This is a genomic window from Aliiroseovarius sp. D2-2 (assembly GCF_055809455.1).
Genome location: NZ_CM147913.1, coordinates 1,348,414 through 1,372,661, shown reverse-complemented (window position 1 = coordinate 1,372,661; position 24,248 = coordinate 1,348,414). Strand labels below are relative to the sequence as shown.

Here is a 24,248-nt window from a genome sequence, read left to right as displayed (position 1 = left end):
GTCGTCGTTCTGGTTCAGAAAGTGAGTTTTAAATGGTAGATAACAAGATCCTCACGGTCTCGTATGGCACTTTTTCCTGCACGCTGGAAGGGTTTGATGACCCGTTCGGTGCCATGAAATCTATTGCCGAATACTTTCGTGGATTGGCCGAAACGGACCGGTCCTTCGGTGCGGAACCCATGCAACCGGATGCAGCGGTTCTTCACAAAATCGCCGAACGTGAATCACACAAACAGGTCGATGCGCAGATCGAGGACCAAAAGGTCATCCTGCGTCAAAGCAATGACGATCTGGAAAGCCGCGACAAGGTTGAACGGCCAAAAATCGAAAAGCCCGCCCCTGCGGTTGAGGCTTTGCGTGACATTGCTTCGACAGCTGAACCGATGAGCAAAGTTACGCAGCTCAAGACCGCTTTTGATGAGGAGCCCGCCGAAGACGACGCATTGGCGAAACTCAGCCTGTTGCGCGCTGCCGCGTCTGAGAACTCTGATTCTTCAGATGAGTTTTTGGAAGACGAACATGCAGCCAACACGGCAGATGAATTCCTGAATAGCGAAGATGATCTGGACAGCTTTGATGATCTGATCAGCAATCATGGTCGCGAGGCTTCGACTGACGAAGTTACCGAAGAACATGTTGCACGCCAAGCCAAGCGCCAGCGTGTAAAAGATCAGCTTGTACAAAACGACGTCGAGCCTTCAGAGATTTCTGAAGAAGATGCTCCGATTGAAGAAGTCGCTCAGTCTGATGATGAGACACAGGCAGAACTGTCTGATACAGCCAGCGAAGTTGCAAAATCAGTAGCGCCCGTTCTGGCGGCTGCTACGTTAAGTACCGTTGCGGAAAACGAAACCGTTGACGAAAGCGCAGAAGACGCTGCGCCTGTGACGCGTGTCCTTCGTGTAAGACGCCAGCGTCGTGAAGATGGACAGGACGCTGTAGTCATCGAACAAACCAGCACGCCTGGCTCAGAAACCAACACCGTGGTTGCGGATGAAAGCAACGACACCGACGAGCAAACTGAGGTTGCATCGCAAACAGCCGCATCTGGCCTGAGCGACGCAGAAGAAGCCGCCCTGATCGCTGAATTGGCACAGGTCGAAGCCGAAACCCGTGCGGAAGTTGAAGAACAAGTCGCCGAGTCGGAAGACGTTGCCGCACTACCGCCGCTCGCACTTGATGGTGCGTTCCGTATTGCTGATGAAAAGCAAGCGGAAGAGGCCTCTGATGAAGATCACGCCCCTGAAAGCGAATTGCACGAAGAAATCGAATCCTTGCTGTCGACCATGGAAGCGGAAAGCCGGATGGACGCCCGTCGCGAACGTCGTGCTCAGGTATTTGATGATCAGGAATCTGCTCAAGATGATACCGCGCTTGAACGCATTCTTGCTGAAACCAACACACATATGGACAGTCAGGAAGCATCGCGTCGTCGCAGTTCGATCGGCCACATGAAAGCTGCTGTTCAAGCCACTCGTGCAGACCTGACTGATGGGGATGAGCATGGTGAAAGCCCTGAAGAAATTCAGGAAACTGCTTACCGTAGCGATCTTGCGCAGGCCGTTAAAACGCCTGATCCAGAGCCGACACCAGACCAGAATCACGAAGCGCGTCGCGCCTCTCCGCTGGTATTGGTGTCTGAACAGCGTGTTTCAGAAGCAGAAGTGCAGCCTGAAACTGCAGTCAAGTCGTTGCGTGATCGCATCATTCGCCCGCGCCGGGTGAACACAGGTGCTTCGCGCCAACGCTCCGGCGCAACGGAAGCAGACTCCGATGTTGAGCCTGCCGACGCAAAAAATCCCGAGCTGAGCGAATTCGAAGCCCTTATTGCCCAAATGGACGCTGCCGACACGGCAGGCCATATGCGCGCGGCTGCAAGTTTCTTGACTGAGAAATCCGGCCTGCCGCATTTCAACCGCCCACAGGTGGTAAAACTGGTTACTCATCTTGATGGGGATTATAGTATCTCGCGCGAAGATGCTTTGCGTGCCTTTGGTCGTCTTTTGCGCGACGGTGACATCATTAAAGTCGCACAAGGGTGCTATTCGCTGACTGGGATCGAACATAGCGATCTTCAATCAGCCTAACGCGGCCAGTACACACAGAATAAAAAAGGCCCCGATTTCGGGGCCTTTTTCTATTTGGGGTCTTTGTCTTTCAGGGCATATTTCCCTGCGGGATCATGAGGATAGCTTGCCTCGTCTTCGTCGGGATCAGCTTTTCCGACCCCAAGAAACACCTTTTTCAGGGGCAGCATCCATAGAAAGCCTAGCACCGCATAGATAATAAACTCGGCCCAGATGGGCGGGCGGTTAAACAGACTAACCACCCAAACGGCCGCAATGATGTAAAGCGGCAATCCAACGACAAGCACCAGAATGGCCAGACGTTTACGTGCTTTATAACCCAACGCCATCCGATCAATCCGCGAAGGGATCGGTCACCAAAATGGTGTCATCCCGTTCTGGGCTGGTGGACAGAAGCGCCACGGGGCAGTCGATCAGCTCTTCCACCCGTTTGACGTATTTGATGGCATTGGCAGGCAGATCATTCCAGCTGCGCGCGCCTTCAGTCGTTTCCGACCAGCCGGGCATTTCTTCGTAGATGGGTTTGCAGCGTGCTTGCTGGTCCGCCGCAATCGGAAGATAGTCCAGTGTCTTGCCGTCCAGATCGTATCCGACGCAGATCTTCAGCGTTTCGAACCCATCCAGCACATCCAACTTGGTCAGCGAAATGCCTGTGACGCCCGACGTGGCACATGTCTGACGCACCAAAGCCGCATCAAACCAACCACAGCGACGCTGTCGACCGGTGGTGGTGCCAAATTCATGACCGCGCGTGCCCAGACGTTCACCATCCACATCAGGGGTGCCATCTGCGTTCAGAAGCTCGGTCGGGAACGGGCCTTCGCCCACGCGGGTTGTATAGGCTTTCACAATGCCCAGAACATAATCAATCGAGCCCGGCCCAATGCCGACGCCCGTCGCGGCCTGTCCGGCAATCACGTTCGACGATGTCACAAAGGGATAGGTGCCAAAATCGACATCTAGAAGTGCGCCTTGCGCGCCTTCAAACAAGATACGCTTGCCTGCTTTTCGCTTTTCATTCAGCACTTTCCAAACGGGTGCGGCGTATTTCAGGATCGACGGCGCGACCTCTTTCAACTGTGCGATCAACGCATCGCGGTCGATCGCCTCGATTCCCAGACCTTTTCGCAAAGGATCGTGGTGTTGAAGCGCGCGATCAATACGCGCCTCAAGCGTCGCATGATCTGCCAGATCTGCCACGCGGATTGCCCGGCGGCCAACTTTGTCCTCGTAACACGGTCCAATGCCGCGCCCGGTGGTCCCAATCTTGGTCCCCTTCGAGGCAGCTTCTTCACGCGCACGGTCAAGTTCGCCGTGGAACGGAAGGATCAGCGGAGTATTCTCTGCGATCATCAGCGTCTGTGGTGAAATATCGACACCCTGCTTAGAAATCGTCTCGATCTCTTTCAGCAGGTTCCACGGGTCCAGTACGACCCCGTTGCCGATTACCGACAGTTTGCCTCCACGCACAACACCCGAAGGCAGCGCATGCAGCTTATAAACCTCGCCATCCACCACAAGAGTGTGGCCCGCATTGTGCCCCCCTTGGAAGCGCGCGATCACATCGGCACGTTCGCTGAGCCAGTCAACGATCTTGCCTTTTCCTTCATCGCCCCACTGGGCGCCTACAACGACGACATTTGCCATGGTCTTTTTCCTATCTCAAAGAAAACCCGGCCCGGTATAGCCTCACATCTTCCCCAGCGAAAGGTGAAATCGCCGCGAATGTAGAAAGGGCGCAATCAGGGTCTGCGCGGCTTGCACCCAGCGTTCTTTTCGCCTACATACCCCGGCAGATCGAACGAACCCAAATCACGGGAAACGCCCCATATGGAAAACGTCATCCTCGTCATTCACCTGATCTTGGCCCTTGGGCTGATCGGGATCGTGCTTTTGCAGCGCTCTGAGGGCGGCGGCCTTGGTATTGGCGGCGGCGGCGGCGGCGGTGTTATGTCGTCTCGTAGTGCGGCCACGGCGTTGGGCAAGCTGACCTGGGCTTTCGCGATTGCCTTTTTGGTAACCTCGATCTCGCTAACTATCATTTCCGCCAAGAACTCGGCTGATAGCTCGGTCGTTGATGCTCTGGGACTTGAAACCCCTGCAGCTGAAGGCGAGGCCACACCGTCTGTTCCGGATGTCAGCGATTTGCTGCCGCCCGTTAACACGGATGAAAGCCTGACACCGCCACGCGCGGATTGATCAATCGGGCAGGCCTGTCTGCCCGCTTTGTACTGTTGCGCCGGTTTTTGCCTTGAAAACCGGACGATAGAGAACCCACACAAGACCTAGACGCTGGGTGCAAAAGCACCCCATCATCTAGACGATCCGGTTGCGCGGGGAACCGGAATCGATTATATCTTTAACCCCGTGGAGTATGGATTCGCAGCGGCAGATTCTATCTGTAGACCTGCGTATCTTTTCACCAGATTTTTTTGACGCAACGACGTCTAATTCACGGGGGCAGCCAACCATATGGCACGTTACATCTTCATCACCGGCGGTGTTGTTTCATCCTTGGGCAAGGGCCTGACCGCGGCTGCGCTTGGTGCGCTGTTGCAGGCACGAGGCTACACAGTGCGTTTGCGTAAGTTGGATCCGTACCTGAACGTAGACCCCGGCACGATGAGCCCGTTTGAACATGGCGAAGTCTTTGTGACCGATGATGGCGCGGAAACCGATCTTGATCTGGGCCACTATGAGCGGTTCACCGGCGTTGCAGCCCGCAACACAGATTCGGTCAGCTCGGGTCGCATCTATACCAATGTGCTCGAGAAAGAACGCCGTGGTGACTATCTGGGAAAAACCATTCAGGTGATCCCGCATGTGACCAATGAAATTAAAGACTTCATCGAAATCGGTGATGATGAGGTCGACTTCATGCTGTGCGAAATCGGCGGCACGGTCGGCGATATCGAAGCCCTGCCCTTTTTTGAAGCCATCCGTCAGTTCAGCCAGGAACGTCCGCGCGGTCAGTGTATCTTCATGCACCTGACTTTGCTGCCCTATCTGGCCGCATCGGGCGAGCTGAAGACGAAGCCTACGCAGCACAGCGTGAAAGAGCTACGCTCGATCGGTATTGCGCCCGACGTGCTGGTTTGCCGCTCGGAACACCCAATCCCGGACAAAGAACGCGCCAAGATTGGACTGTTCTGTAACGTGCGTCAGGAATCAGTCATCCCGGCCTATGATCTGAAATCGATTTATGAAGCGCCAATGGCCTTTCATAAAGTGGGACTGGATCAGGCGGTTCTGGACGCGTTCCAGATTGCACCGGCCCCCAAGCCCGACCTGACCCGTTGGGAGGATGTGGAAGACCGCATTCACAATGCCGAAGGCGAAGTTCGGGTGGCTGTTGTGGGCAAATACACCCAGCTTGAGGATGCATATAAGTCGATCAAAGAAGCCCTGACCCATGGTGGCATGGCCAACCGCACCCGCGTAAAGCTGGAATGGGTCGACGCCGAACCTTTCGACAACGAAGACCCCGCCCCTTATCTGGAAGGCTTCCACGCCATCCTTGTGCCCGGGGGCTTTGGCGAACGTGGTACTGAAGGCAAGATCAAGGCTGCTCAGTTCGCTCGCGAACGCAAGATTCCTTATCTGGGCATCTGCTTGGGCATGCAAATGGCCGTGGTCGAAGCCGCGCGTAATGTGGCTGGCATCACCGATGCGGGATCGGAAGAATTTGACCACGAGGCGGGCGAAACCCGGTTCACTCCGGTTGTCTATCACCTGAAGGAATGGGTGCAGGGCAATTACAAAGTGAAGCGAAAGGTGTCCGACGACAAAGGCGGGACCATGCGTCTGGGCGCCTATACTGCTACGCTGACCGAAGGATCAAAAGTGGCTGAAGCCTATGGCACAACCACAATCGAGGAACGCCATCGCCACCGCTATGAAGTGGACACGAAGTATCGCGAGAAACTGGAAGCCTGTGGTTTGGAGTTTTCGGGCATGTCCCCCGATGGCCGTCTGCCTGAAATCGTCGAATGGAAAGACCACCCATGGTTCATTGGCGTCCAGTTCCACCCGGAGCTGAAGTCAAAACCCTTTGATCCGGCACCTCTTTTTGCCGACTTCGTGCGCGCCGCGAAAGAGATCGAGCGACTGGTTTAACGCAGACCACAGACTGACAAAGGGCGGGGATTTCCCCGCCCTTTTCTTTGCGGATTGGCTTCATTAGGGTCAGGATCATCAAGGAGATCCCAATGACCGACCTTAGTTTCTGGACCAAAGACGCGCAGCGCACCATGGGTGTCCTGTTGGTACGGCTTGCCCGTGCGGATGCCGATTACGCACAGGCCGAGATCGCCCGCATCGACCGCCTTTTTGCTCGCCACTATGATCTCAGTCCAATTGATGCGGCCAAACTGCGCGCAGAATGCGAGCAGCATGAGAAAGAAGCTGGCTCTATCGAAGAACTGGCGAACATCGTTCAAGACATCATGCCGCTTGAGCAACGTATCAAGGTTGTCACCGCGCTGTGGCAGGTTTCTTTGGCCGATGGTGTGTTGCGAAATGAAGAAGCGGATTTGGTGACCCGCGTGGCAGATGCAATAGGCGTGCCGCGATCTGATATCACCGTGGAATGAGACTGGCGGCGCTCCTTGCTTTATGCCTCTCGACCAACATGGCGACGGCGCAATCCGTGGTCCCAACTCCTTATGAGATAGTTGAAAAACTCACCGCCGGGGTGCTGGATTTCGAAAGCTTTCCAACGATACCTGAACCAGGCCAACCCATTGCGGGTGTGACGCGCATGCAGGGCTTAACCCTGGGGGAAAGCCTTGCGGGTCAGATGGTGCGCAAGGACGGTGGATATGATGTGCTCGCAGGCCATTTGACCACGCCAATCACTGTCGTTGTGGCGGATGAGGCACCGCTGGCCGTGGCCTATCACACGGGCTTTGGATCGAATGCAGCGTTTCCTATTGGCCCGAACGGGTTTGCCAAACGGTCCGGCCGAGGCGAGGGAGCAGTAGCAATTACTTTCGATAATCCCATCACTGCCTTCGCCCTGCGCCTTCATGCAGACTATCTTGACCCATTGGGCAGCCGCCCTTCCCCCGGACCCATTTGGCTGCATTTCTACGACGCTCGCGGGGCATTGATGCATCTGGAAGAGTTTACACCAATCGCAGGCGTCCAGAGCTATGGCTTCTTATCCTCTTCCCCGATCCAAGCCATCACACTAACCCACCGCGATCCGGGCGGAATTGCGATTGACGACATCCGCTATTCACTGGACAGTCTGACAAACTGAAAAAAGGTGGCAACGATGGCAAAAGGATACTGGATCGGGCGTGTCGATGTGCAAGACCTCGACCGATACATGGACTACGTTAAAGCCAACGCCGCCCCCTTCGCCGAATTTGGTGCGCGTTTCATCGTGCGCGGCGGGGACTTTGAAACGGTCGAGGGCACATCGCGTTCACGCAATGTTGTGATCGAATTTCCAAGCTACCAAGCTGCACGAGACTGCTATGACAGCGACGGATATCAGGCCGCAAAGAAATTTCGGGATGATGTTTCGATCTGCGATCTGATCATCGTTGAAGGCTATGACGAATAAGTGAAAGGTTTGGGCTTGGCATCTTGCGTGCCGCACCCAAGTAAAATGAATGCTTCGATCAATCCTTGATAAACTGACCCAACCCACAGCAGAGCCGCTTCCTGACAGCGACGCGCGCCTTGCTGTAGCGGCTATTCTTGTGCGCCTTGCGCGGGCGGATCACGACTATGATCCATCTGAACAGCAAGCCATCGACCGCATCCTTGCACAGCGACACGGGCTTTCCGATGACGCAGCAACGGCCCTTCGCAAACAAGCGGAAGAACTTGAAGCCGAAGCCCCCGATACGGTGCGGTTTACCAACGCGGTGAAAGACGCCGTTCCACTGGAAGATCGCATCGCAATTCTTGAAGCGGCTTGGACCATTGTGCTGACCGATGGCGAACGTGCGTCCGAGGAAGATGCCTTGATGCGGATGATTTCCAAGTTCCTTGGGATCAGCGATATGCAAAGCAATTTGGCCCGACAACGGGCTGCAAAAGCCACCTAAGGGCGTGAACCCTCGTCCGGTTTGATTCCTTCGACGACTCAGCTGCGCGCGCCCGACCAACGCGTCTCAACCCCGTGTTGATCGCGACGGACGCAATCCGACATTCTGCTGCTCAATCCGACATTCCACCCGTATTTACGCGACTTCCCCGTCATTTCGCCGTTGCAATCCAGAAGGATTTACTCCCTACTCGGTGCTCACAAAACCTGACTTATGCCGGAACCACTCGTGCCTCGCGACAATACTGACCAAGATACCGCCGACACCTCATACGTGATCGAAATCCGCGACCTGCATAAAAGCTATGGTTCGCTGGAAGTTTTGAAAGGCGTTGATCTGGTTGCACCGCGTGGGCATGTTGTGTCGCTGATCGGCTCATCGGGGTCCGGAAAATCCACTCTTTTGCGCTGTGCGAACCTGCTTGAAGAAAGCCAGCAAGGCGACATTCGCTTCGAAGACGAACCAATTAAGTGGAAGGGTCATGGGTTGAACCGTCACCCATCAGATCGTGCGCAAGTCACGCGCATCCGTACAAACCTGTCGATGGTGTTTCAGCAGTTTAATCTGTGGTCGCACATGACCATCCTACAAAACGTGATGGAAGCCCCAGTCACCGTCCTTGGCCGCGATAAGGCCGAGGTCGAGGTGAAAGCACGCGAATATCTTGAGAAAGTCGGCATCGGCGACAAATGTGACGTCTATCCGGCCCAGCTTTCCGGCGGGCAACAACAACGCGCAGCCATTGCGCGTGGCTTGTGTATGGAACCCAAAGCGCTGCTGTTTGATGAACCGACCTCGGCGCTGGACCCGGAGCTTGAACAAGAAGTGGTTAAAGTGATCAAGGATCTGGCCAGCGAAGGCCGGACGATGATCATCGTGACCCACGATATGCGCATGGCGCATGACGTCTCGGACCACGTGGTGTTTTTGCACCAAGGTCTGGTCGAAGAAGAAGGCGCACCCGCAGAGCTATTCGGAAATCCGAAAAGCGAACGCTTGCAGCAATTCCTGTCTCACTCGAACCCCGTGTGAGACCAAAATCAAACTAACTACGTAACCAGGGAGTAAATCATGAAAAAACTGATCATCTCGACGGCGGCGCTGGCCCTAACGGCTGGCTTCGCAATGGCCGAGGGCAAGACCGTACGTCTTGGCACAGAGGGCGCATATGCGCCGTGGAACTTTGTGAATGATGCTGGCGAAATCGACGGCTTCGAACGCGAGCTGGGCGATGAGCTGTGCACACGCGCCGAGCTGAAATGCGAGTGGGTGAAGAACGAATGGGACACCATCATTCCTAACCTCGTATCGGGCAACTACGATGCGATCATCGCGGGCATGTCGATCACCGACGAGCGTGACGAAGTCATCGACTTCACTCAGCCCTACACACCGCCAGATCCCTCGGCTTATGCAGCTATGTCGGCTGACGTAGACCCTTCTGGTGGCGTTGTGGCCGCTCAGGCGACCACCATTCAGGCTGCTTTCGTGGCTGAACAAGGCTGGACACTGATTGAATTCGCGACACCGGAAGAAACCGTTGCTGCCGTTAAAAACGGTGAAGCCGACGCAGTTCTTGCGGACAAATCCTTCCTCGACACCATGGTTGGTGCCGATGGTCTGATGTTGCTTGAGCGTATGGAGCAAATCGGCGGTGGCGTCGGTATGGGTATCCGCGAAAGCGATGGCGAGCTTCGTGCGATGTTCGACAAAGCCATTCAGTCGATGAAAGACGATGGCACGCTGAACACCATGATCGCCAAATGGGAAGTTGCTTCTCAGTGGTAATCTAAGTTTCGGGCCCGTGCGCAAACGTGTGCGGGCCCTGATTTTCTAGCGGATAATCTAATCACGCGATGTTTTCCTACTGCACCGATCCTTCCACGCTTGAGGGCCTTCAATGGCTCAGCTGCTACCTGACCACAGGCAAGCACATGGCGTTCTATTCGTCCTTTGCGACGGTCTTGGTGTTGTTGGCAATCACCGCGCCTGTGGCGCTTTTGTTTGGCTTTGCCGGCGCGACCGCTGCCCGGTCACGGTTTCTGCCCCTAAGCCTTCTTGGCAAGGGCTACACGTCCATTGTGCGCGGTGTTCCTGACATCGTCTTCTTCATGTTCTTCGTGATCGCTCTGGATCAGGCATTTGAATATCTGCGTCACAAGGTGAAATGTCCCGATTGGTCAGAGCCAATCCGGCAAGGCAACGACTTTGTCGTGTGTACTCAGGCCAAACTGCCCTTGTCTGCAAGCCCTCAATGGGTCCACGAGACTTACGGCTTTTCCCTTGCTGTCCTGACATTCGCCATCGTTTTCGGTGCCTTTGCTGCCAACGTTCTATTTGGCGCGATGAAAGCCGTGCCTCGTGCGCAACTGGAAACAGCCGAGGCCTATGGCATGAACCACCGTCAGACCTTCTGGCGCATTCTGGTTCCACAGATGTGGGTCTATGCCCTGCCCGGCCTGTCAAACCTCTGGATGATCTTGATCAAGGCAACACCGCTTCTGTTCCTGCTTGGGGTCGAAGATATCGTCTATTGGGCACGAGAATTGGGCGCCACTAAAAGCCCCAAGTTCTCGGACTATCCACACGGCAATTGGCACGCGATCTACTTCTTCGGGCTTTTGGTGTTCTATCTGATGCTCACATCGGTCAGCGAGCGGGTGTTCAAGCGTATCACGGCCCGATTGTCTCACGGCCAGGCGACAGCTGCAGGTGAAGCTCAACGGAAGGCTGCCCTATGAGCTGCGCACAAACCATCCAGGACTACGCGCTGCGCTCGATTGGGTACGGCGAACGGCTTTTGCCACGCGAAGACTATACGCTGTGCGAGCAGTTCACGCTGATTGGTTCCGGGATGATCTGGAACATCTACTACGGTCTTGTCGCACTTTTGTTTGGGTTTTTTGCGGCCACCGGGCTGGCCATGGCCAAAAACAGCACGAACAAATGGCTGCGCAAACCGGCTGAGTTTTTCATTTACGTGTTCCGTGGATCGCCGCTGTTTATCCAGTTTTTCTTTGCTTACGCAGTGTTCTTGTCACTCAAGCAAAGCTTTCCATTCCTCCAGCCGCTCACGTCAGCATGGCTTGGGGCAACCCTGGTCCTGTTTTTCAACACCGCCGCCTACTCCGCCGAGATTTTCTATGGCGCGCTACGGTCCATTCCGAAGGGCGATATGGAGGCTGCAGATGCTTATGGGATCATGGGGTGGAACAGGTTCAAACGTATCACTTGGCCCACAATGCTTCGATTGGCGTGGCCGTCCTATACAAACGAAGCAATTTTTCTGTTTCATGGCACCGCGCTTGTCTCATTCTCAAGCTTTCCTGTGCGTGGACAAAAGGGGGATGCGCTGTATTACGCAAGTTACTTTGCGGACAAGACGTTCAACCCGTTCGTCCCCTACCCCATTTTGGCGTTTTACTTCATCCTTTTGACGCTGGTGGTCATCACCGTGTATGGCACCATCGGGAAGCGGTTGAACCGCCACCTTCCACAAGCTGTCATGCGTCGCCCAAGCTTCATGCGCACCTTGTTTCGCTGAGCTTCTGGAAAGATTACCCTTGCCCAATATCCACGGCTCAGCTAGGTCAGAAGAGACCTTTCGGTAATTTGATCAAATTCGGTGCGATATGAAAATTGGCATTCTGCAAGCGGGCCATTCCCCTGATGAACTGCGCGACAGCGTTGGCGACTATGGCGAGATGTTTACGCGTCTTTTGGATGGGCATGGGTTTGAGTTCCAGATCTTTTCAGTTGTGGATGGAGAGTTCCCATCTGGCACCGACGCCGCCGATGGTTGGCTTATTACCGGATCAAAACACGGCGCTTATGAAGACCATGACTGGATCCCCCCCTCGAGACCCTGATCCGCGATATTCGTGATGCTGGGCAACCTCTTGTAGGTGTGTGTTTTGGTCATCAAATCATCGCGCAAGCCCTTGGTGGCAAGGTTGAGAAATTCGACGGTGGCTGGTCGGTAGGTCGCACCGAATATGACTTTGGTGATCAGTCTATGGCCCTGAATGCTTGGCATCAGGATCAGGTTGTCAAAGCCCCTGCTGGGGCTGAGGTGATTGCATCGACCGATTTCTGCGAAAACGCGGCGATGATGATCGGTGACAAGATTTTGACCATTCAGCCCCATCCAGAATTCACAGCACCACTTGTTGCGGGCCTGATCGAACATCGGGGGCGTGGAAACGTGCCGGATGACTTGCTGAAAAAAGCCGTCGATGCGCTGGAAACAAATACGGACAACAAGCTTTTTGCAGAAAAGATGGCAGCCGTTCTAAAATCCTGACGTCCGTTTGATCAGTTGGCGCTTTCGCATAGCGCAAAACCTCGAACTATTTGGTGGGGAGCGTTTCTGCCCCCAGCACCAACATAGCTGCACCCAAGTTGTTCGTAACAAAAGCATAACAACCTCAAAAACTTTGCCTCCGAATTGCTAACGAATTTTCTGGTCAGATACGCCTGTCTCTTTTATGTTTTCTTAAATTAGTTTTCGAAAAAGCCGAAAAGGTAAAGCTCGAAAGAGGAGACAGCATGACACTGGACCCGCACGCCGCGCAGAACACGGCCCCGAACGTTCATGACGCCGAACCCATTCCCGAATCTGCCCGCGATGAGATCGATCGACTGCTCCAGTCTGGCGATCTTTTCCGCTACACCGCCCCTGAGAATGCGCCCGTCGCCCTTCTTGAAGCCGAGTTTGCCGAGATGATGGGTGCAAAATATGCATTGGCTGTGGCCAGCTGTTCAGCAGCGCTGTTTCTATCCCTGAAAGCACTCGATTTACCCCGCGATACCAAAGTGTTGATACCCGCCTTCACCTTCGCAGCCGTGCCCAGTTCAGTGGTGCATGCGGACTGCCAACCGGTTTTGGTGGATGTGAAAGACAACTACCGGATCGACATGGCGGACTTTGAAGCCAAGCTGACATCAGATGTCGGCGCGGTGATTATCAGCCACATGCGCGGTCACACATCAGACATGGATGCGATTATGCAGCTGTGCGACGCAGCAAGCATTCCAGTCATCGAAGATGCAGCCCATTCGCTGGGCACGCTTTGGCATGGGCGCAAGATCGGCACGATTGGTAAAATTGGCTGTTTCTCGTTCCAATCCTACAAGATGCTGAACGCGGGCGAAGGGGGCATTCTGATCACCGATGACGCCGAGCTGGCCGCCCGTGCGGTGATCATGTCCGGCGCGTATGAACACAACTGGAAAAAACACAAAACACCGCGCGGCGAGAATTCGACCGATCTGGCTGATGCCTTTGCGCGTTGGCAAAACAAGCTGCCGCTGTTCAACACACGTCTGTCCAACCTCTCGGCCGCAGTGATCCGTCCGCAGCTGAACGAACTGGACCGCCGCGTCACCGACGGGCTGCGCAATCATGACTATGTGGCTGCCAAGCTTGAGAAAAGCCCGTGAATCTCGGTTCCTGCGCCATTGGCCCCAGAAACCCGCGCGCCGGATTCCATCCAGTTTAATCTTGTGGATGTGACAGACGATGAAACGCGCGCCTTCCAAGAGGCCGCAAAATCACGCGGTGTAACCGTTCAGGTCTTTGGCATGAGCGAAGACAACGCCCGCGCTTTCTGGAACTGGCAGTTCATCGGCGATCAGGGTCCATTGCCGCAAACACGCAATATGCTTTCGCGCGCCTGCGACACGCGTTTGCCTGTGCGTTTGAAAAAGCCCGAGCTGGATTTCATCGCAGAGGCCATTACCGGGGCAATTGACGACGTGAAATCCCGAAAGAATAGTTCTGCAGCCTGAGGGGGTTACAGAACCCGCAGGTTGCCGTCCAACCACGGATAGGCATCGACGACGGGTTTGACGATCAGCTGATCAAGAAGTGTCTTACATCTTGCAGACAGATCGCCGGGCAGCTCCCCCAGAACATCCTTGCGTGCAACAAGATTGATGCGTCTTGTGAACGGCGCGAAAGGCAGTTCAATCAAATCCGCCGCATCCCGAAAGCGTTGTGCACGTAAAAACCCAAGCGGCGTAATTATCGTCCAACCGGCACCACCTGCTACCATCGCCATGATCGCGTGATAGCTGTCGAGCTCAAAGCGGTTGTCCAGTTTCAGGTTTTGGCGCGCCAGATGGTCGGAAATAACCCGCCCCATATGATGCCGCGCGGTGTACTGCACCAGTGGCAAATCTTTCAGAACATCACGCGGATTTCGCGTCCCAATCACGCCCTTTGGCACTGCGGCCACGAAAGGTTCTTCGAGAAGTGGATGAACCTCCATCCATGGGGCAGAGACCCCAGTGTCGGCGGCGACAACCACATCTAAGGCACGCGCATCCAGCTGGTCATGCAAACGATGGGATGCCCCGGTTTCCAGCAAAAACCGCGTGGTTTTCAACTGTCCGGCCACCTCGGACAACAAGCGTGGAGTTACATCGGCATCGAAATCCTCGATCATGCCAAGACGAAGGCGCGATAGCTCTGACATGGCGCCCAGTGTCAGCTCGGCTTTAGCCTGTTCAGCTTCATTCAGGATGGCCTGCGCGCGTTTTAAGAACAGCGATCCCGCCACGGTCAACGTAATGGGACGGGCAGAGCGGTCCAGCAGGTTGGTCCCCAACGCGCCCTCTAGATTGGTCAATTGCTGGCTGACCGACGAAGGACTTACCCCCAGCCTGCGCGCCGCCACCGAGATCGATTGCTCGTCGGCAATCGCGACAAACACTTCAACCCCCCAAAGTGTGATCCGCCCGGCGGTTTCGACCATGGAACTCTCCTTTCGCCAAAAGCTAGGGGGAAAGATGCAACCGGGCAATATGCAATCAGTGCCCGCGCGTCCAAAGGCGGGTGACGTCATCCGGGCGCGAGGGATAGATTTGCCAGCCATCCGGCGTCGTTCTGACTGCAACCGCCCCGCTTTTGGCCAGAAACTCTCGGTCAAGCACGTCGCAACCATTGGGGATATCCCCTTTACGCCATGCTGAAAGCACCACCAGATCCCCTTTGGTGCAAGCCTGTGCAAGTCGGGATTCTGCACCACGCCCGGTTAGGTGAACAAGTGAGAAACCAGAGAGTTCCACCTGCATCTCACCTTTCTGACCCAGAAAGCCAGACCGCTCAGCCGCCATTTCCTGCAAAGCCGGGTCACCGTCATTTTCCAACCACGACCGCGCCGCAAACCCTTCGCCGCGCGGCTTTGACAGGGTGCGCCCCTGATCAGTCATAACGCCAACCAGCCCACCAGTTTCGCTGATCAGGATTTCTGGTCGATCAACATCTGCCCAGCTGTAGACGATGAAAACAAAGGGAAGGACGGTGATCCACTTCTCGCGTCCGCGCAGCAATATCAGCAAAATGCCCGTCACGGCCAACATTGGAAGCACCACGGAAGGGGGGGATGGCACCTTGCCGACCGCCCCTTCCAGTGATGAAACCGATTCTGCGACCCACAAGATCCAACGTATTGGAAAATCCATCAACCACAGGGCAAGGGCCTCGAGCCGGACAAGCGCCAGCAACGCAGCCAGCACGGCCAGCGGCATGATCACAGCGCCCATAATCGGCACGCTTAGCAAGTTGGCCACCAAACCATAGTGGCTGACCTGATTGAAATGCGCGGCCCCTATTGGTGCCGTTGCAAACCCCGCCACGGCAGATGAAATGACAACCGCTGCGATCGGTCTGGCCCATCCAGGAAGCCTGCGTGTTGTTTCCGATCGCGACCGATCACGCAGCCAAGCGAACACGGCGACAAGGGCTGAGGTGGCCGCAAAGGACATCTGAAAACCCGGTTCGGTCAAAGCTTCTGGGGTTAAGACCAAAACAATCAACGCAGCCATGGCAACTGCGCGCAGGGTAAGCGCCCGCCTGTCGAACAAGATTGCCACGAACATGGTCGTGACCATGATGAAAGCCCGCGTGGTGGCGACACTCCCCCCTGACAGTGCAAGATAGAATACGCCCGCACCAATGGCCGTCACAGCCGCAAGTTTCTTCACCGGGAAGTTCAGCGCAAGTCTTGGCCAAAGCCCCATCAGAACGCGCATCGCCTGAAAGACAAACCCGGTCAGAAGCCCCATATGAAGCCCCGAGATCGCCAATAGATGCGCCAGATTTGAGCCCCGCAATGCCTCGATCGTTGCGCGATCCATTGAAGACCGATCGCCGGTTGTGATTGTTGCTGCGAAGCCTCCGCTTTCCCCCGGCAACACTGCGCGCACACGATTTGCAATCTTCTGCCGCAGCCGCGCCACTGCCAATGAAAGCTCGCTTGTCGGCGGTATCAACAGCAGCGCTGGGGTCCGCGTATATCCAACCGCGCCGATGCCGCGAAACCACGCCATGCGCTGAAAGTCGAAACCGCCCGGTTCAACCGGACCATTTGGGCCTGATAAGTGAGCCGTCAGGGCAATGCGTTGTCCAATGGCTGGCTTAAGGTACCCCTGATCCCCATGCAGTGATACCCGAACCCGATCCGGTACTTTCCATGGGGCAACATCGCTTAATCGCACCTTGTCCAAGGTCAGACGCACCGCATCAGACTGAGATCGATCCATTACGATAACGCGCCCTTCAACGGGGCCGTAATATCGAAACTCAAGCACCGGACCAGCAATCCAATGGGCGCGGGCCCCTGCAGCACAGAAGCCAAGGAGGACACAGATCAGGACGCGTGCAAGCGGCCCGCCCCCCCATGGCCAAAGCCATGCCCCCACCAAGCCAGCAAGACCAAGTAAAGCCAAGGTGGTGTAGGTGATGATGTTCGGTTCTTGTGATTGTGCGAAGTACAAGCCGATGCCCGTGCCAAAAAACAACGGTGCCCAAATCAGGAACCGACCACGCTCTTCTTCAATCCGGGTTAGGAGTTTCACGGCCAGCACCCTTGTTCACGGCCTCCCTTTTGCTTAACACCTGCTTAACTCGCGCTTGGTTTCCAAAAGGTTAATGTCCGATGTCCCAGACACCTCAGATTGTCACCCGTTTCGCCCCGTCCCCCACAGGCTACTTGCATATTGGCGGTGCTCGTACGGCGCTGTTCAACTGGCTTTACGCCCGCGGACGCGGCGGAAAATTCCTGCTGCGGATCGAAGATACGGACCGCGCGCGCTCGACCCCGGAAGCAACCGAGGCGATCCTGAAGGGAATGGCATGGCTGGGGCTGGACCACGACGGAGAGGTTATCAGCCAGTTTGACCGCGCAGATCGTCACGCCGAAGTCGCACGCGAGATGCTGGAAAATGGGCACGCCTATAGGTGCTTCGCCACGCAGGACGAAATTCAGGCCTTCCGTGATGAAGCCCGCGCCGAAGGCCGATCAACGCTTTACCAAAGCCCGTGGCGCGATGCCGATCCATCCACATACCCGAACACGCCTTATGTGATCCGCCTGAAAGCCCCGCGTGAGGGCGTGACGGTCATTCGCGACGAAGTGCAGAAGGACGTCACCATCCGCAACGATCAGCTGGATGACATGATTTGTTTACGTTCTGATGGCACACCCACCTATATGCTGGCTGTTGTTGTTGATGATCATGACATGGGCGTCACCCATGTGATCCGGGGGGATGACCACCTGAACAATGCGGCGCGTCAGATCATTGTCTATCAAGCCATGGGCTGGGATCTGCCCGTTTGGGCCCATATCCCGTTGATCCACGGCCCCGATGGCAAGAAGCTGTCCAAACGCCACGGTGCACTTGGCGTCGAAGAATACGAGGCGATGGGCTATCCCGCCGCCGCGATGCGCAACTATCTGGCCCGCCTGGGTTGGAGCCACGGAGATGACGAGTTTTTCTCGGATGCGCAGGCGCTGGAGTGGTTTGATCTTAGCGGCATTGGCAAAAGCCCTGCCCGCTTCGACTTCAAAAAGCTCGATAACCTATCCGGGCAGCATCTGGCTGCCATGGCAGATGGCGATGTGATGGCTGCTTTGGAGGGCTACATTGCTGCAGCGGGCGAAAAACCTTTGCAGTCGCAGCAATTTGATTTGATCGGAGCGGCAATTCCCTTCTTGAAAACAAGCGCCAAAAATTTACCGCAACTCCTTGAAAAGGCACGATTTGCCACCGCTTCGCGCCCTCTTGATCGGGACGAAAAAGCGGAAAAAGCACTGGATGAAGTATCCCGTGGTATACTGAAAGAATTGACGCCGCAGCTGCAAAATGGTAGCTGGGATCGCAACACGCTTGAGGACATCCTCAATGGCCTCGCCGAGGCGCATGACCTCAAGTTCGGTAAACTCGCAGCGCCCTTGCGGGCTGCCCTTGCCGGACGGGCCGCTTCGCCCAGCGTTTTTGATATGATGCTTGTGCTTGGGCGCGATGAAACCATCGCACGGCTTGAGGACGCAAGCGCTTAAAGCAAGAGGCGCTCGCCCAACGGGGTGGGTTGCTACTAACACGAACATGAAGGAATGATACATGGCTGAACCAACCGGAACCGCGAAGCTCACTTTTGGCGATAAGGAGCTGGAACTGCCCATGTATTCCCCCACAGCGGGGCCGGATGTAATCGACATCCGTAAACTGTACGCTCAGGGCGATGTATTCACTTATGATCCCGGCTTCACTTCGACAGCAAGCTGCGATTCGACCATTACCTTCATCGATGGCGACAAAGGTGAGCTGCTGTATCGCGGCTATCCGATCGACCAGTTGGCCGAGAAATCGCACTATCTGGAAGTCTGCTATCTGCTTCTCTACGGTGAGCTGCCCAGCGCAACCGAAATGGAAGACTTCGAAAGCCGTGTGACCAATCACACGATGGTACACGAGCAGATGATCAAGTTCTTCTCGGGCTTCCGCCGCGATGCGCATCCGATGGCAATCATCACCGGCGTTATGGGCGCTATGTCGGCCTTCTATCATGACTCGACCGACGTAAATGACCCGTGGCAACGCGAAGTGGCTGCGATCCGCATGATCGCCAAGCTTCCGACAATCGCCGCGATGGCGTTCAAATATTCCGTCGGCCAGCCTTTCGTATACCCAAAGAATGACCTTGATTATGCGTCGAACTTCCTACGCATGTGCTTTGCCGTTCCGGCCGAAGAATACGAAGTGAACCCGATCCTGTCGAAAGCCATGGACCGCATTTTCACACTGCATGCCGATCACGAACAGAACGCGTCGACCTCGACCGTGCGTTTGGCCGGGTCGTCGGGCGCGAACCCGTTTGCTTGTATTGCTGCTGGCATCGCATGTCTGTGGGGTCCCGCACACGGCGGCGCCAACCAAGCTTGTCTTGAGATGCTGCGTGAAATCGGCTCCGTAGACCGCATTCCCGAATTCGTGGCGCGTGCCAAGGATAAGGAAGACCCATTCCGCCTGATGGGCTTCGGTCACCGCGTCTACAAGAACTTCGATCCGCGCGCGAAGGTCATGAAGGAAAGCGCCGATGAGGTGCTTGAGCTTCTGGGTGTTGAAGACAATGAGACGCTGAAAGTCGCCAAGGAACTGGAGCGCATCGCGCTGGAAGATCCGTATTTCGTTGAGAAGAAACTCTACCCGAATGTGGACTTCTATTCGGGCATCATTCTTGAGGCGATGGGCTTCCCGACCTCGATGTTCACACCGATCTTTGCGTTGTCGCGTACCGTCGGTTGGATTTCGCAGTGGAAAGAAATGCTGGGCGATCCGGGTCAGAAAATCGGCCGTCCGCGTCAGCTGTATCTGGGTGACACCCAGCGCGACTACATGGACGTATCCAAGCGCTAAACTCTACCATTCTACAAAAAGCCGCCGATTTCGGCGGCTTTTTTTGTTTTTATGGCAAGATTTTCCGTGAGCGGTAAGTTTTCTGTTCAGGAGGTGCCTATGTCTCAATACCTGTCTGGAAGATGTCTGTGCGGAGCCTGCCAGTTCGACTATTCCGGCGAAATACGTTTTACGATTCAATGTTACTGTCGTGATTGCCAACACGTCACCGGCGCAGGTCATGCACCACAGATGATGGTGAACCGACATGCGCTGATGACCAAGGGGCCGACAAAGACCCATCGTCGAAAATCGGATTCCGGTTCGATGCTTGAGTTCATCTTCTGCCGGGATTGTGGTTCCCCCCTTTTGAAAACCACGTCACGGATGCCAGATGCGATCGCCATCTACGCCGGCGCACTTGACGATCCGTCATTGTTCCAGCGTGGAAAAGACGTGTTTGAGACGGGTCGTCAGGCTTGGGATAAAGACTAGGCCTCAGCGCCCTTCGTAGTGGGGGCTGCGCTTTTCAAGGAAAGCCAGAACACCCTCTTTAAAGTCACGCGATTTCCCGCACTCGCCCTGTAAGCTGGCCTCGAGCGCCAGTTGTTCGTCCAGCGTGTTGTTCATGGACGCGCGCAGGGCTTTCTTGATGTTGCGATAGGACAAGGTTGGTCCCTTTGCCAGCTGCTCGCCCCGTTTGCGCCAGGTTGCTTCGAAAGCGTCATCCGCGACGCATTCCCAAATCAACCCAAGATCTGCGGCTTCCTGTGCTGGCATTTTCTCAGCAAACAGGGCTGCGCCCATTGCCTTGGCAAAGCCCATCTGACGGGGCATCCAATAGGTGCCGCCTGCGTCAGGGATCAGGCCGATACGTGAAAAGGCCTGCATGAAAAACGCGCTTTCTGATGCGATGACCACATCGGCGGCCAGCGCAATGTTCGCCCCTGCACCCGCAGCAGCCCCATTCACCGCCGAAATGGTCGGGATCGGGCTGTCATAGATGGCGCGCAGCAGCGGTTCGTATTCGTCACGCAAGGTGCGTTCCAGATCAACTTCAGCAGCGTTGGCACGATCGCCCAGATCCTGGCCCGAGCAAAACGCGCGGCCCGACCCGGTGATGACCAAGGCGCGGGCGCTTTTGCCGGCTTCTTGCACTGCGTGGGCAATCTCGGCCCGCATTTGTGTGTTCAGAGCATTCATCACATCTGCGCGGTCGAAGGTCAGTACGGCAAGGCCATCCGTGATGTCCAAAGTGATCGTATCGTATTTCATGTCATCCTCCCGGGAGTTTCACGCAGTTTAACCGACCACACGGTCAGGTAAAGATGAACGCACCGTCATTTTCTAAATTCTCAATCGTTTGAGCTTACTTTTTCAAAAGCTCTTTCAGACGTGCCTCTTCATCTAGCGTCAAAGAATTCGTACCGTCGCGTGCACTGGCGCGGCGGCGCAGATACAAGCCACCGGAAATAAGCGCGATCAAGAAAAGCATCGGTCCTGCCGCCCACAAGATCAAATTGGCGCCTGAACGGTTTGGCTTCATCAGAACGTATTCGCCATAGCGTTCAACGATGAAGCCGACCACCTCATCGTTGCTGTCACCTTCGGTCAGGCGCTCGCGTACCAAAAGACGCAGATCACGCGCAATCGCGGCGTTGCTTTCATCGATGTTCTCACCTCGGCAGACCACACATTTCAAATCGGCCGAGATATCGCGCGCGCGTTCCTCTAGCACCGGATCTGATAGAACTTCGTCCGGGTTCACTGCATGGGCGGGCACGGCAAGACAACCCAGCATAGCAAGTGTCGCAATCAGGCGTTTCATTCTGCGGGAACCCCTTTCATGCGGGTCGACTTGCCGGCACCGGCGGCCACGCGGAAGCGACGATCAAACAAGCTGAAGATACCGCCCAAAGCCATAATGATGGTCCCAGCCCAAATCCAGTTCGTGAAAGGCTTGATAAAGGTGCGCACAGCCCAACCGCCATTTTCTTGCGGATCACCAATCACCAGATAGATATCGGTCCAGAACCCATTGGAAATGGCCGCTTCAGTCGTGGGCATCGCCTGAACCGGATAGACGCGTTTTTCAGGGTAAAGCGTGGTCAGATGTGCCCCGCCCCGCGAAACCTCGATCTCAGCTTTCGTAGAGATAAAGTTCGGTCCTTTTTCGCGCCCGACCTTCAAAAGAGTAATGTCGTAATCCGCGACCTGAAATGTCTCACCGATTTGGGCGACACGAATGTCTTCAACTTCCCATGCCATCAGGCCGGAAATCCCCATCATGGTAATCCCAAGCCCTGCATGTGCAGCGAACTTGCCCCAATCGGCCCCCGGAAGACGGGTTAGGCGTGAAAAGCGGCCAGCAATCGCGCCGCGCCCGGTACGCCCGAAAATGTCTGTCATTGACCCGGCAACCAGCCATGTCCCAAGGAACATTCCAATTGGGCCCAGAGCGGATTTGCCTGATTGCATGGACCAAACCAACGCCAAAACGGCAATAGCCAACACAAACGCGGGCACCAACTGCTTCACTGCACGACCAATGCTGGCACGTTTCCACGGCAGCATCGCCCCAATGGGCATCACAAGAGCCAAGACCACCATAAAGGGCGTGAATGCTGCTTCGAAGAACGGCGGCCCGACCGAGATTTTGCGATCAAACGCCTCGCCCACCAAGGGCCAGATCGTACCGACGAACACGACAAAGGACGAGACTGCCAACAGGATGTTGTTCACAATCAATGCGCTTTCTCGGCTGACGAAGCCGAAAACGCCTTTGGCCTCCATCGCGCCCGCACGGGCTGCGAACAAGGTCAGCGCGCCACCGGTGAAGAACAGCAAGATGAACAGGATAAAGACCCCGCGTTCAGGGTCTGATGCAAAAGCATGCACCGACGTAATCACGCCCGAGCGTACGATGAATGTTCCGATCAGCGAGAACCCAAAGGCAAGGATAGCCAACAGAATGGTCCAGCTTTTCAGACTCTCGCGTTTTTCAACAACGATGGCCGAGTGCAGCAATGCCGCCGCAAAGAGCCAAGGCATGAACGAAGCGTTCTCGACCGGGTCCCAAAACCAAAAGCCACCCCAACCTAATTCATAGTAGGCCCACCAGCTGCCCAGCGCGATACCGATGGTCAGAAACACCCAAGCCGCCAGCGTCCACGGGCGCACCCAGCGGCCCCATGCCGCATCAATTCGGCCCTCGATCAAAGCGGCGACAGCGAATGAGAACGCCATCGATAGACCAACGTAACCAAGGTAGAGGAACGGTGGGTGGAAGGCCAAACCAGGGTCTTGCAGCAGCGGGTTAAGGTCCTGCCCGTCAAAGGGCGGCTGCGCCAAGCGCAGAAACGGGTTTGAAGTGAAGATGACAAAGGCCAAAAACGCAACCGCGATGGAGCTTTGCACCGCCAGCACCCGTGCTTTCAACGTTCTGGGCAGGTTCTGACCAAACCAAGCAGCCGTCGCGCCAAAGCCCGCAACAATCAACACCCAAAGCAGTATGGACCCTTCGTGGTTCCCCCACACCCCTGAGATTTTGTAAAGCATCGGCTTGGCTGTATGAGAGTTCAACGTCACCAGCCGAACCGAGAAATCCGACGTCACAAACGCATATGTCAGCGCCAAAAACGATGCGGCGATCAGCAGAAACTGGATCGTGGCCGCAGGAACGGCCATCTCCATCCAGCTGTTCCAGCCCTTATGTGCCCCAATCAGCGGCACAATGGTTTGCACCACGGCCACGCCCAGCGCCAAGATCAGCGCAAAATGTCCAAGCTCAATAATCATGGCGCGACCTTATCGAGAGTCGCGCTAAGTCACTAGCCCTTCCCGTGCCAGATGCGGCACCCGGTCACGGGTGTTTGATCTCAGATCAACAGATATATCGCCGTTGAACACATGACGGCCCCCAGAACCGGGGCAAGAAATGCCGCACCATGCCAGCCAAATGAACGGTGAATCACACTGAAATGTAAGATTGCGCCGGATAGATACAGCGACAGCGGCGCAAAAAGCAGGGCGCTGGCGGTCATCGCTTCTGGCGCCCCCAGCAGGGCATAAAGCCACCACCAGCCCAGAACCAAACTGGCCCCACACCAACTGTATGCCATGCCCAACGCCAATGGCGTGGCACGTTGGATGTAAAGCCACAGGAAAGTTAAGGCGATCATCAGCCCCATCAGGGTGATGGCACCAAATCCGATTTGGAAAACCGCGTCATATCCAGCGGACCAATATCCTAGCTGCAGCAGCACCGCCAAGAATGCCACCAAAAGAGATGCTTGTTTCATTTTTGTAAGATACCTCTGACAACTGTGTCCAATTCGGCTGCTGCTTGTTCGTTTCGTGTAAGTGCGCGCTGAAATCGCCCCCCTAGGATCAAAGCCCGGAATCGTTGTTTCAG

At 55.6% G+C, this 24,248-nt stretch carries 22 protein-coding genes and 2 pseudogenes; 16 read left to right on the top strand and 8 right to left on the bottom strand.

Features of this window, described 5'->3' with window-relative positions:
- Positions 1 to 32 precede the first annotated feature (32 nt).
- Positions 33 to 2,087 (top strand): hypothetical protein, encoded by a 2,055-nt coding sequence (locus AC0L6A_RS06800; RefSeq protein WP_473293046.1) that lies wholly within the window; start codon positions 33 to 35, stop codon positions 2,085 to 2,087.
- A gap of 50 nt (positions 2,088 to 2,137) precedes the next feature.
- Here the strand turns inward: AC0L6A_RS06800 and AC0L6A_RS06795 are convergent, their stop codons facing one another.
- Together AC0L6A_RS06795 and AC0L6A_RS06790 are read right to left on the bottom strand one after the other, a co-directional pair.
- Positions 2,138 to 2,416 (bottom strand): DUF2842 domain-containing protein, encoded by a 279-nt coding sequence (locus tag AC0L6A_RS06795; protein ID WP_473293045.1) that lies wholly within the window; start codon positions 2,414 to 2,416, stop codon positions 2,138 to 2,140.
- 4 nt (positions 2,417 to 2,420) lie between these two features.
- The gene (locus AC0L6A_RS06790) at positions 2,421 to 3,734 is read right to left on the bottom strand and encodes an adenylosuccinate synthase (protein WP_473293044.1); all 1,314 of its coding nucleotides are present in this window, start codon (positions 3,732 to 3,734) and stop codon (positions 2,421 to 2,423) included.
- Between the two features lie 183 nt (positions 3,735 to 3,917).
- On the opposite strand from AC0L6A_RS06790, the gene secG reads away from it, so the two are divergent.
- From secG to AC0L6A_RS06730, 12 genes and pseudogenes are all read left to right on the top strand, one after another.
- Positions 3,918 to 4,286, top strand: coding sequence for a preprotein translocase subunit SecG (gene secG / locus AC0L6A_RS06785; RefSeq protein WP_473293042.1), 369 nt, complete (start codon positions 3,918 to 3,920; stop codon positions 4,284 to 4,286).
- A gap of 273 nt (positions 4,287 to 4,559) precedes the next feature.
- Positions 4,560 to 6,203, top strand: coding sequence for a CTP synthase (locus tag AC0L6A_RS06780; protein ID WP_473293041.1), 1,644 nt, complete (start codon positions 4,560 to 4,562; stop codon positions 6,201 to 6,203).
- Between the two features lie 92 nt (positions 6,204 to 6,295).
- Positions 6,296 to 6,679, top strand: a complete 384-nt coding sequence (locus AC0L6A_RS06775; protein ID WP_473293040.1) for a tellurite resistance TerB family protein — start codon at positions 6,296 to 6,298, stop codon at positions 6,677 to 6,679.
- A 38-nt stretch (positions 6,680 to 6,717) separates the two neighbouring features.
- Complete coding sequence (locus tag AC0L6A_RS06770; protein ID WP_473293038.1) at positions 6,718 to 7,350, top strand: hypothetical protein; 633 nt, start codon at positions 6,718 to 6,720, stop codon at positions 7,348 to 7,350.
- A 15-nt stretch (positions 7,351 to 7,365) separates the two neighbouring features.
- Positions 7,366 to 7,659 (top strand): DUF1330 domain-containing protein, encoded by a 294-nt coding sequence (locus AC0L6A_RS06765; protein WP_473293037.1) that lies wholly within the window; start codon positions 7,366 to 7,368, stop codon positions 7,657 to 7,659.
- A 49-nt stretch (positions 7,660 to 7,708) separates the two neighbouring features.
- Entirely contained in the window at positions 7,709 to 8,149 is a 441-nt protein-coding gene (locus AC0L6A_RS06760) for a tellurite resistance TerB family protein (RefSeq protein ID WP_473293036.1), read from the top strand.
- 213 nt (positions 8,150 to 8,362) lie between these two features.
- Entirely contained in the window at positions 8,363 to 9,181 is an 819-nt protein-coding gene (locus AC0L6A_RS06755; protein ID WP_473293035.1) for an ABC transporter ATP-binding protein, read from the top strand.
- 39 nt (positions 9,182 to 9,220) lie between these two features.
- A complete protein-coding gene (locus AC0L6A_RS06750; protein WP_473293033.1) occupies positions 9,221 to 9,937 on the top strand; it encodes a transporter substrate-binding domain-containing protein in 717 nt (238 codons plus the stop codon).
- 68 nt (positions 9,938 to 10,005) lie between these two features.
- Complete coding sequence (locus tag AC0L6A_RS06745) at positions 10,006 to 10,890, top strand: ABC transporter permease (RefSeq protein WP_473293031.1); 885 nt, start codon at positions 10,006 to 10,008, stop codon at positions 10,888 to 10,890.
- Positions 10,887 to 11,693, top strand: a complete 807-nt coding sequence (locus tag AC0L6A_RS06740) for an ABC transporter permease (protein ID WP_473293030.1) — start codon at positions 10,887 to 10,889, stop codon at positions 11,691 to 11,693. The genes AC0L6A_RS06745 and AC0L6A_RS06740 overlap by 4 nt, the downstream gene beginning before the upstream one ends.
- An 88-nt stretch (positions 11,694 to 11,781) precedes the next feature.
- Positions 11,782 to 12,452, top strand: a pseudogene (locus AC0L6A_RS06735) (type 1 glutamine amidotransferase).
- 245 nt (positions 12,453 to 12,697) lie between these two features.
- Positions 12,698 to 13,939 (top strand): annotated as a pseudogene (locus tag AC0L6A_RS06730) (DegT/DnrJ/EryC1/StrS family aminotransferase).
- Positions 13,940 to 13,944: 5 nt separating this feature from the next.
- Here AC0L6A_RS06730 and AC0L6A_RS06725 read toward each other — a convergent pair.
- Together AC0L6A_RS06725 and AC0L6A_RS06720 are read right to left on the bottom strand one after the other, a co-directional pair.
- Positions 13,945 to 14,907, bottom strand: a complete 963-nt coding sequence (locus AC0L6A_RS06725) for a LysR family transcriptional regulator (protein WP_473293028.1) — start codon at positions 14,905 to 14,907, stop codon at positions 13,945 to 13,947.
- A gap of 55 nt (positions 14,908 to 14,962) precedes the next feature.
- On the bottom strand, positions 14,963 to 17,011 hold the full coding sequence (locus AC0L6A_RS06720; protein ID WP_473293027.1) for a ComEC/Rec2 family competence protein: 2,049 nt from the start codon (positions 17,009 to 17,011) through the stop codon (positions 14,963 to 14,965).
- 80 nt (positions 17,012 to 17,091) lie between these two features.
- Here AC0L6A_RS06720 and gltX point away from each other — a divergent pair, with 80 nt between their 5' ends.
- The 3 genes from gltX (at position 17,092) to AC0L6A_RS06705 (ending at position 20,329) form a co-directional block, all read left to right on the top strand.
- A complete protein-coding gene (gene gltX / locus AC0L6A_RS06715) occupies positions 17,092 to 18,498 on the top strand; it encodes a glutamate--tRNA ligase (RefSeq protein WP_473293025.1) in 1,407 nt (468 codons plus the stop codon).
- A gap of 61 nt (positions 18,499 to 18,559) precedes the next feature.
- Positions 18,560 to 19,855 (top strand): citrate synthase, encoded by a 1,296-nt coding sequence (gltA, locus tag AC0L6A_RS06710; RefSeq protein ID WP_473293024.1) that lies wholly within the window; start codon positions 18,560 to 18,562, stop codon positions 19,853 to 19,855.
- Positions 19,856 to 19,954: 99 nt separating this feature from the next.
- Complete coding sequence (locus AC0L6A_RS06705) at positions 19,955 to 20,329, top strand: GFA family protein (RefSeq protein WP_473293023.1); 375 nt, start codon at positions 19,955 to 19,957, stop codon at positions 20,327 to 20,329.
- 3 nt (positions 20,330 to 20,332) lie between these two features.
- Here AC0L6A_RS06705 and AC0L6A_RS06700 read toward each other — a convergent pair whose 3' ends face one another.
- The 4 genes from AC0L6A_RS06700 to AC0L6A_RS06685 form a co-directional block, all read right to left on the bottom strand.
- A complete protein-coding gene (locus AC0L6A_RS06700) occupies positions 20,333 to 21,109 on the bottom strand; it encodes an enoyl-CoA hydratase-related protein (protein WP_473293021.1) in 777 nt (258 codons plus the stop codon).
- 94 nt (positions 21,110 to 21,203) lie between these two features.
- Positions 21,204 to 21,662, bottom strand: a complete 459-nt coding sequence (locus tag AC0L6A_RS06695) for a cytochrome c-type biogenesis protein (RefSeq protein WP_473293020.1) — start codon at positions 21,660 to 21,662, stop codon at positions 21,204 to 21,206.
- Positions 21,659 to 23,632, bottom strand: coding sequence for a heme lyase CcmF/NrfE family subunit (locus tag AC0L6A_RS06690; protein ID WP_473293019.1), 1,974 nt, complete (start codon positions 23,630 to 23,632; stop codon positions 21,659 to 21,661). Before AC0L6A_RS06690 ends, AC0L6A_RS06695 begins: the two co-directional genes overlap by 4 nt.
- Positions 23,633 to 23,712: 80 nt before the next feature.
- On the bottom strand, positions 23,713 to 24,135 hold the full coding sequence (locus AC0L6A_RS06685) for a hypothetical protein (RefSeq protein ID WP_473293018.1): 423 nt from the start codon (positions 24,133 to 24,135) through the stop codon (positions 23,713 to 23,715).
- Positions 24,136 to 24,248 lie beyond the last annotated feature (113 nt).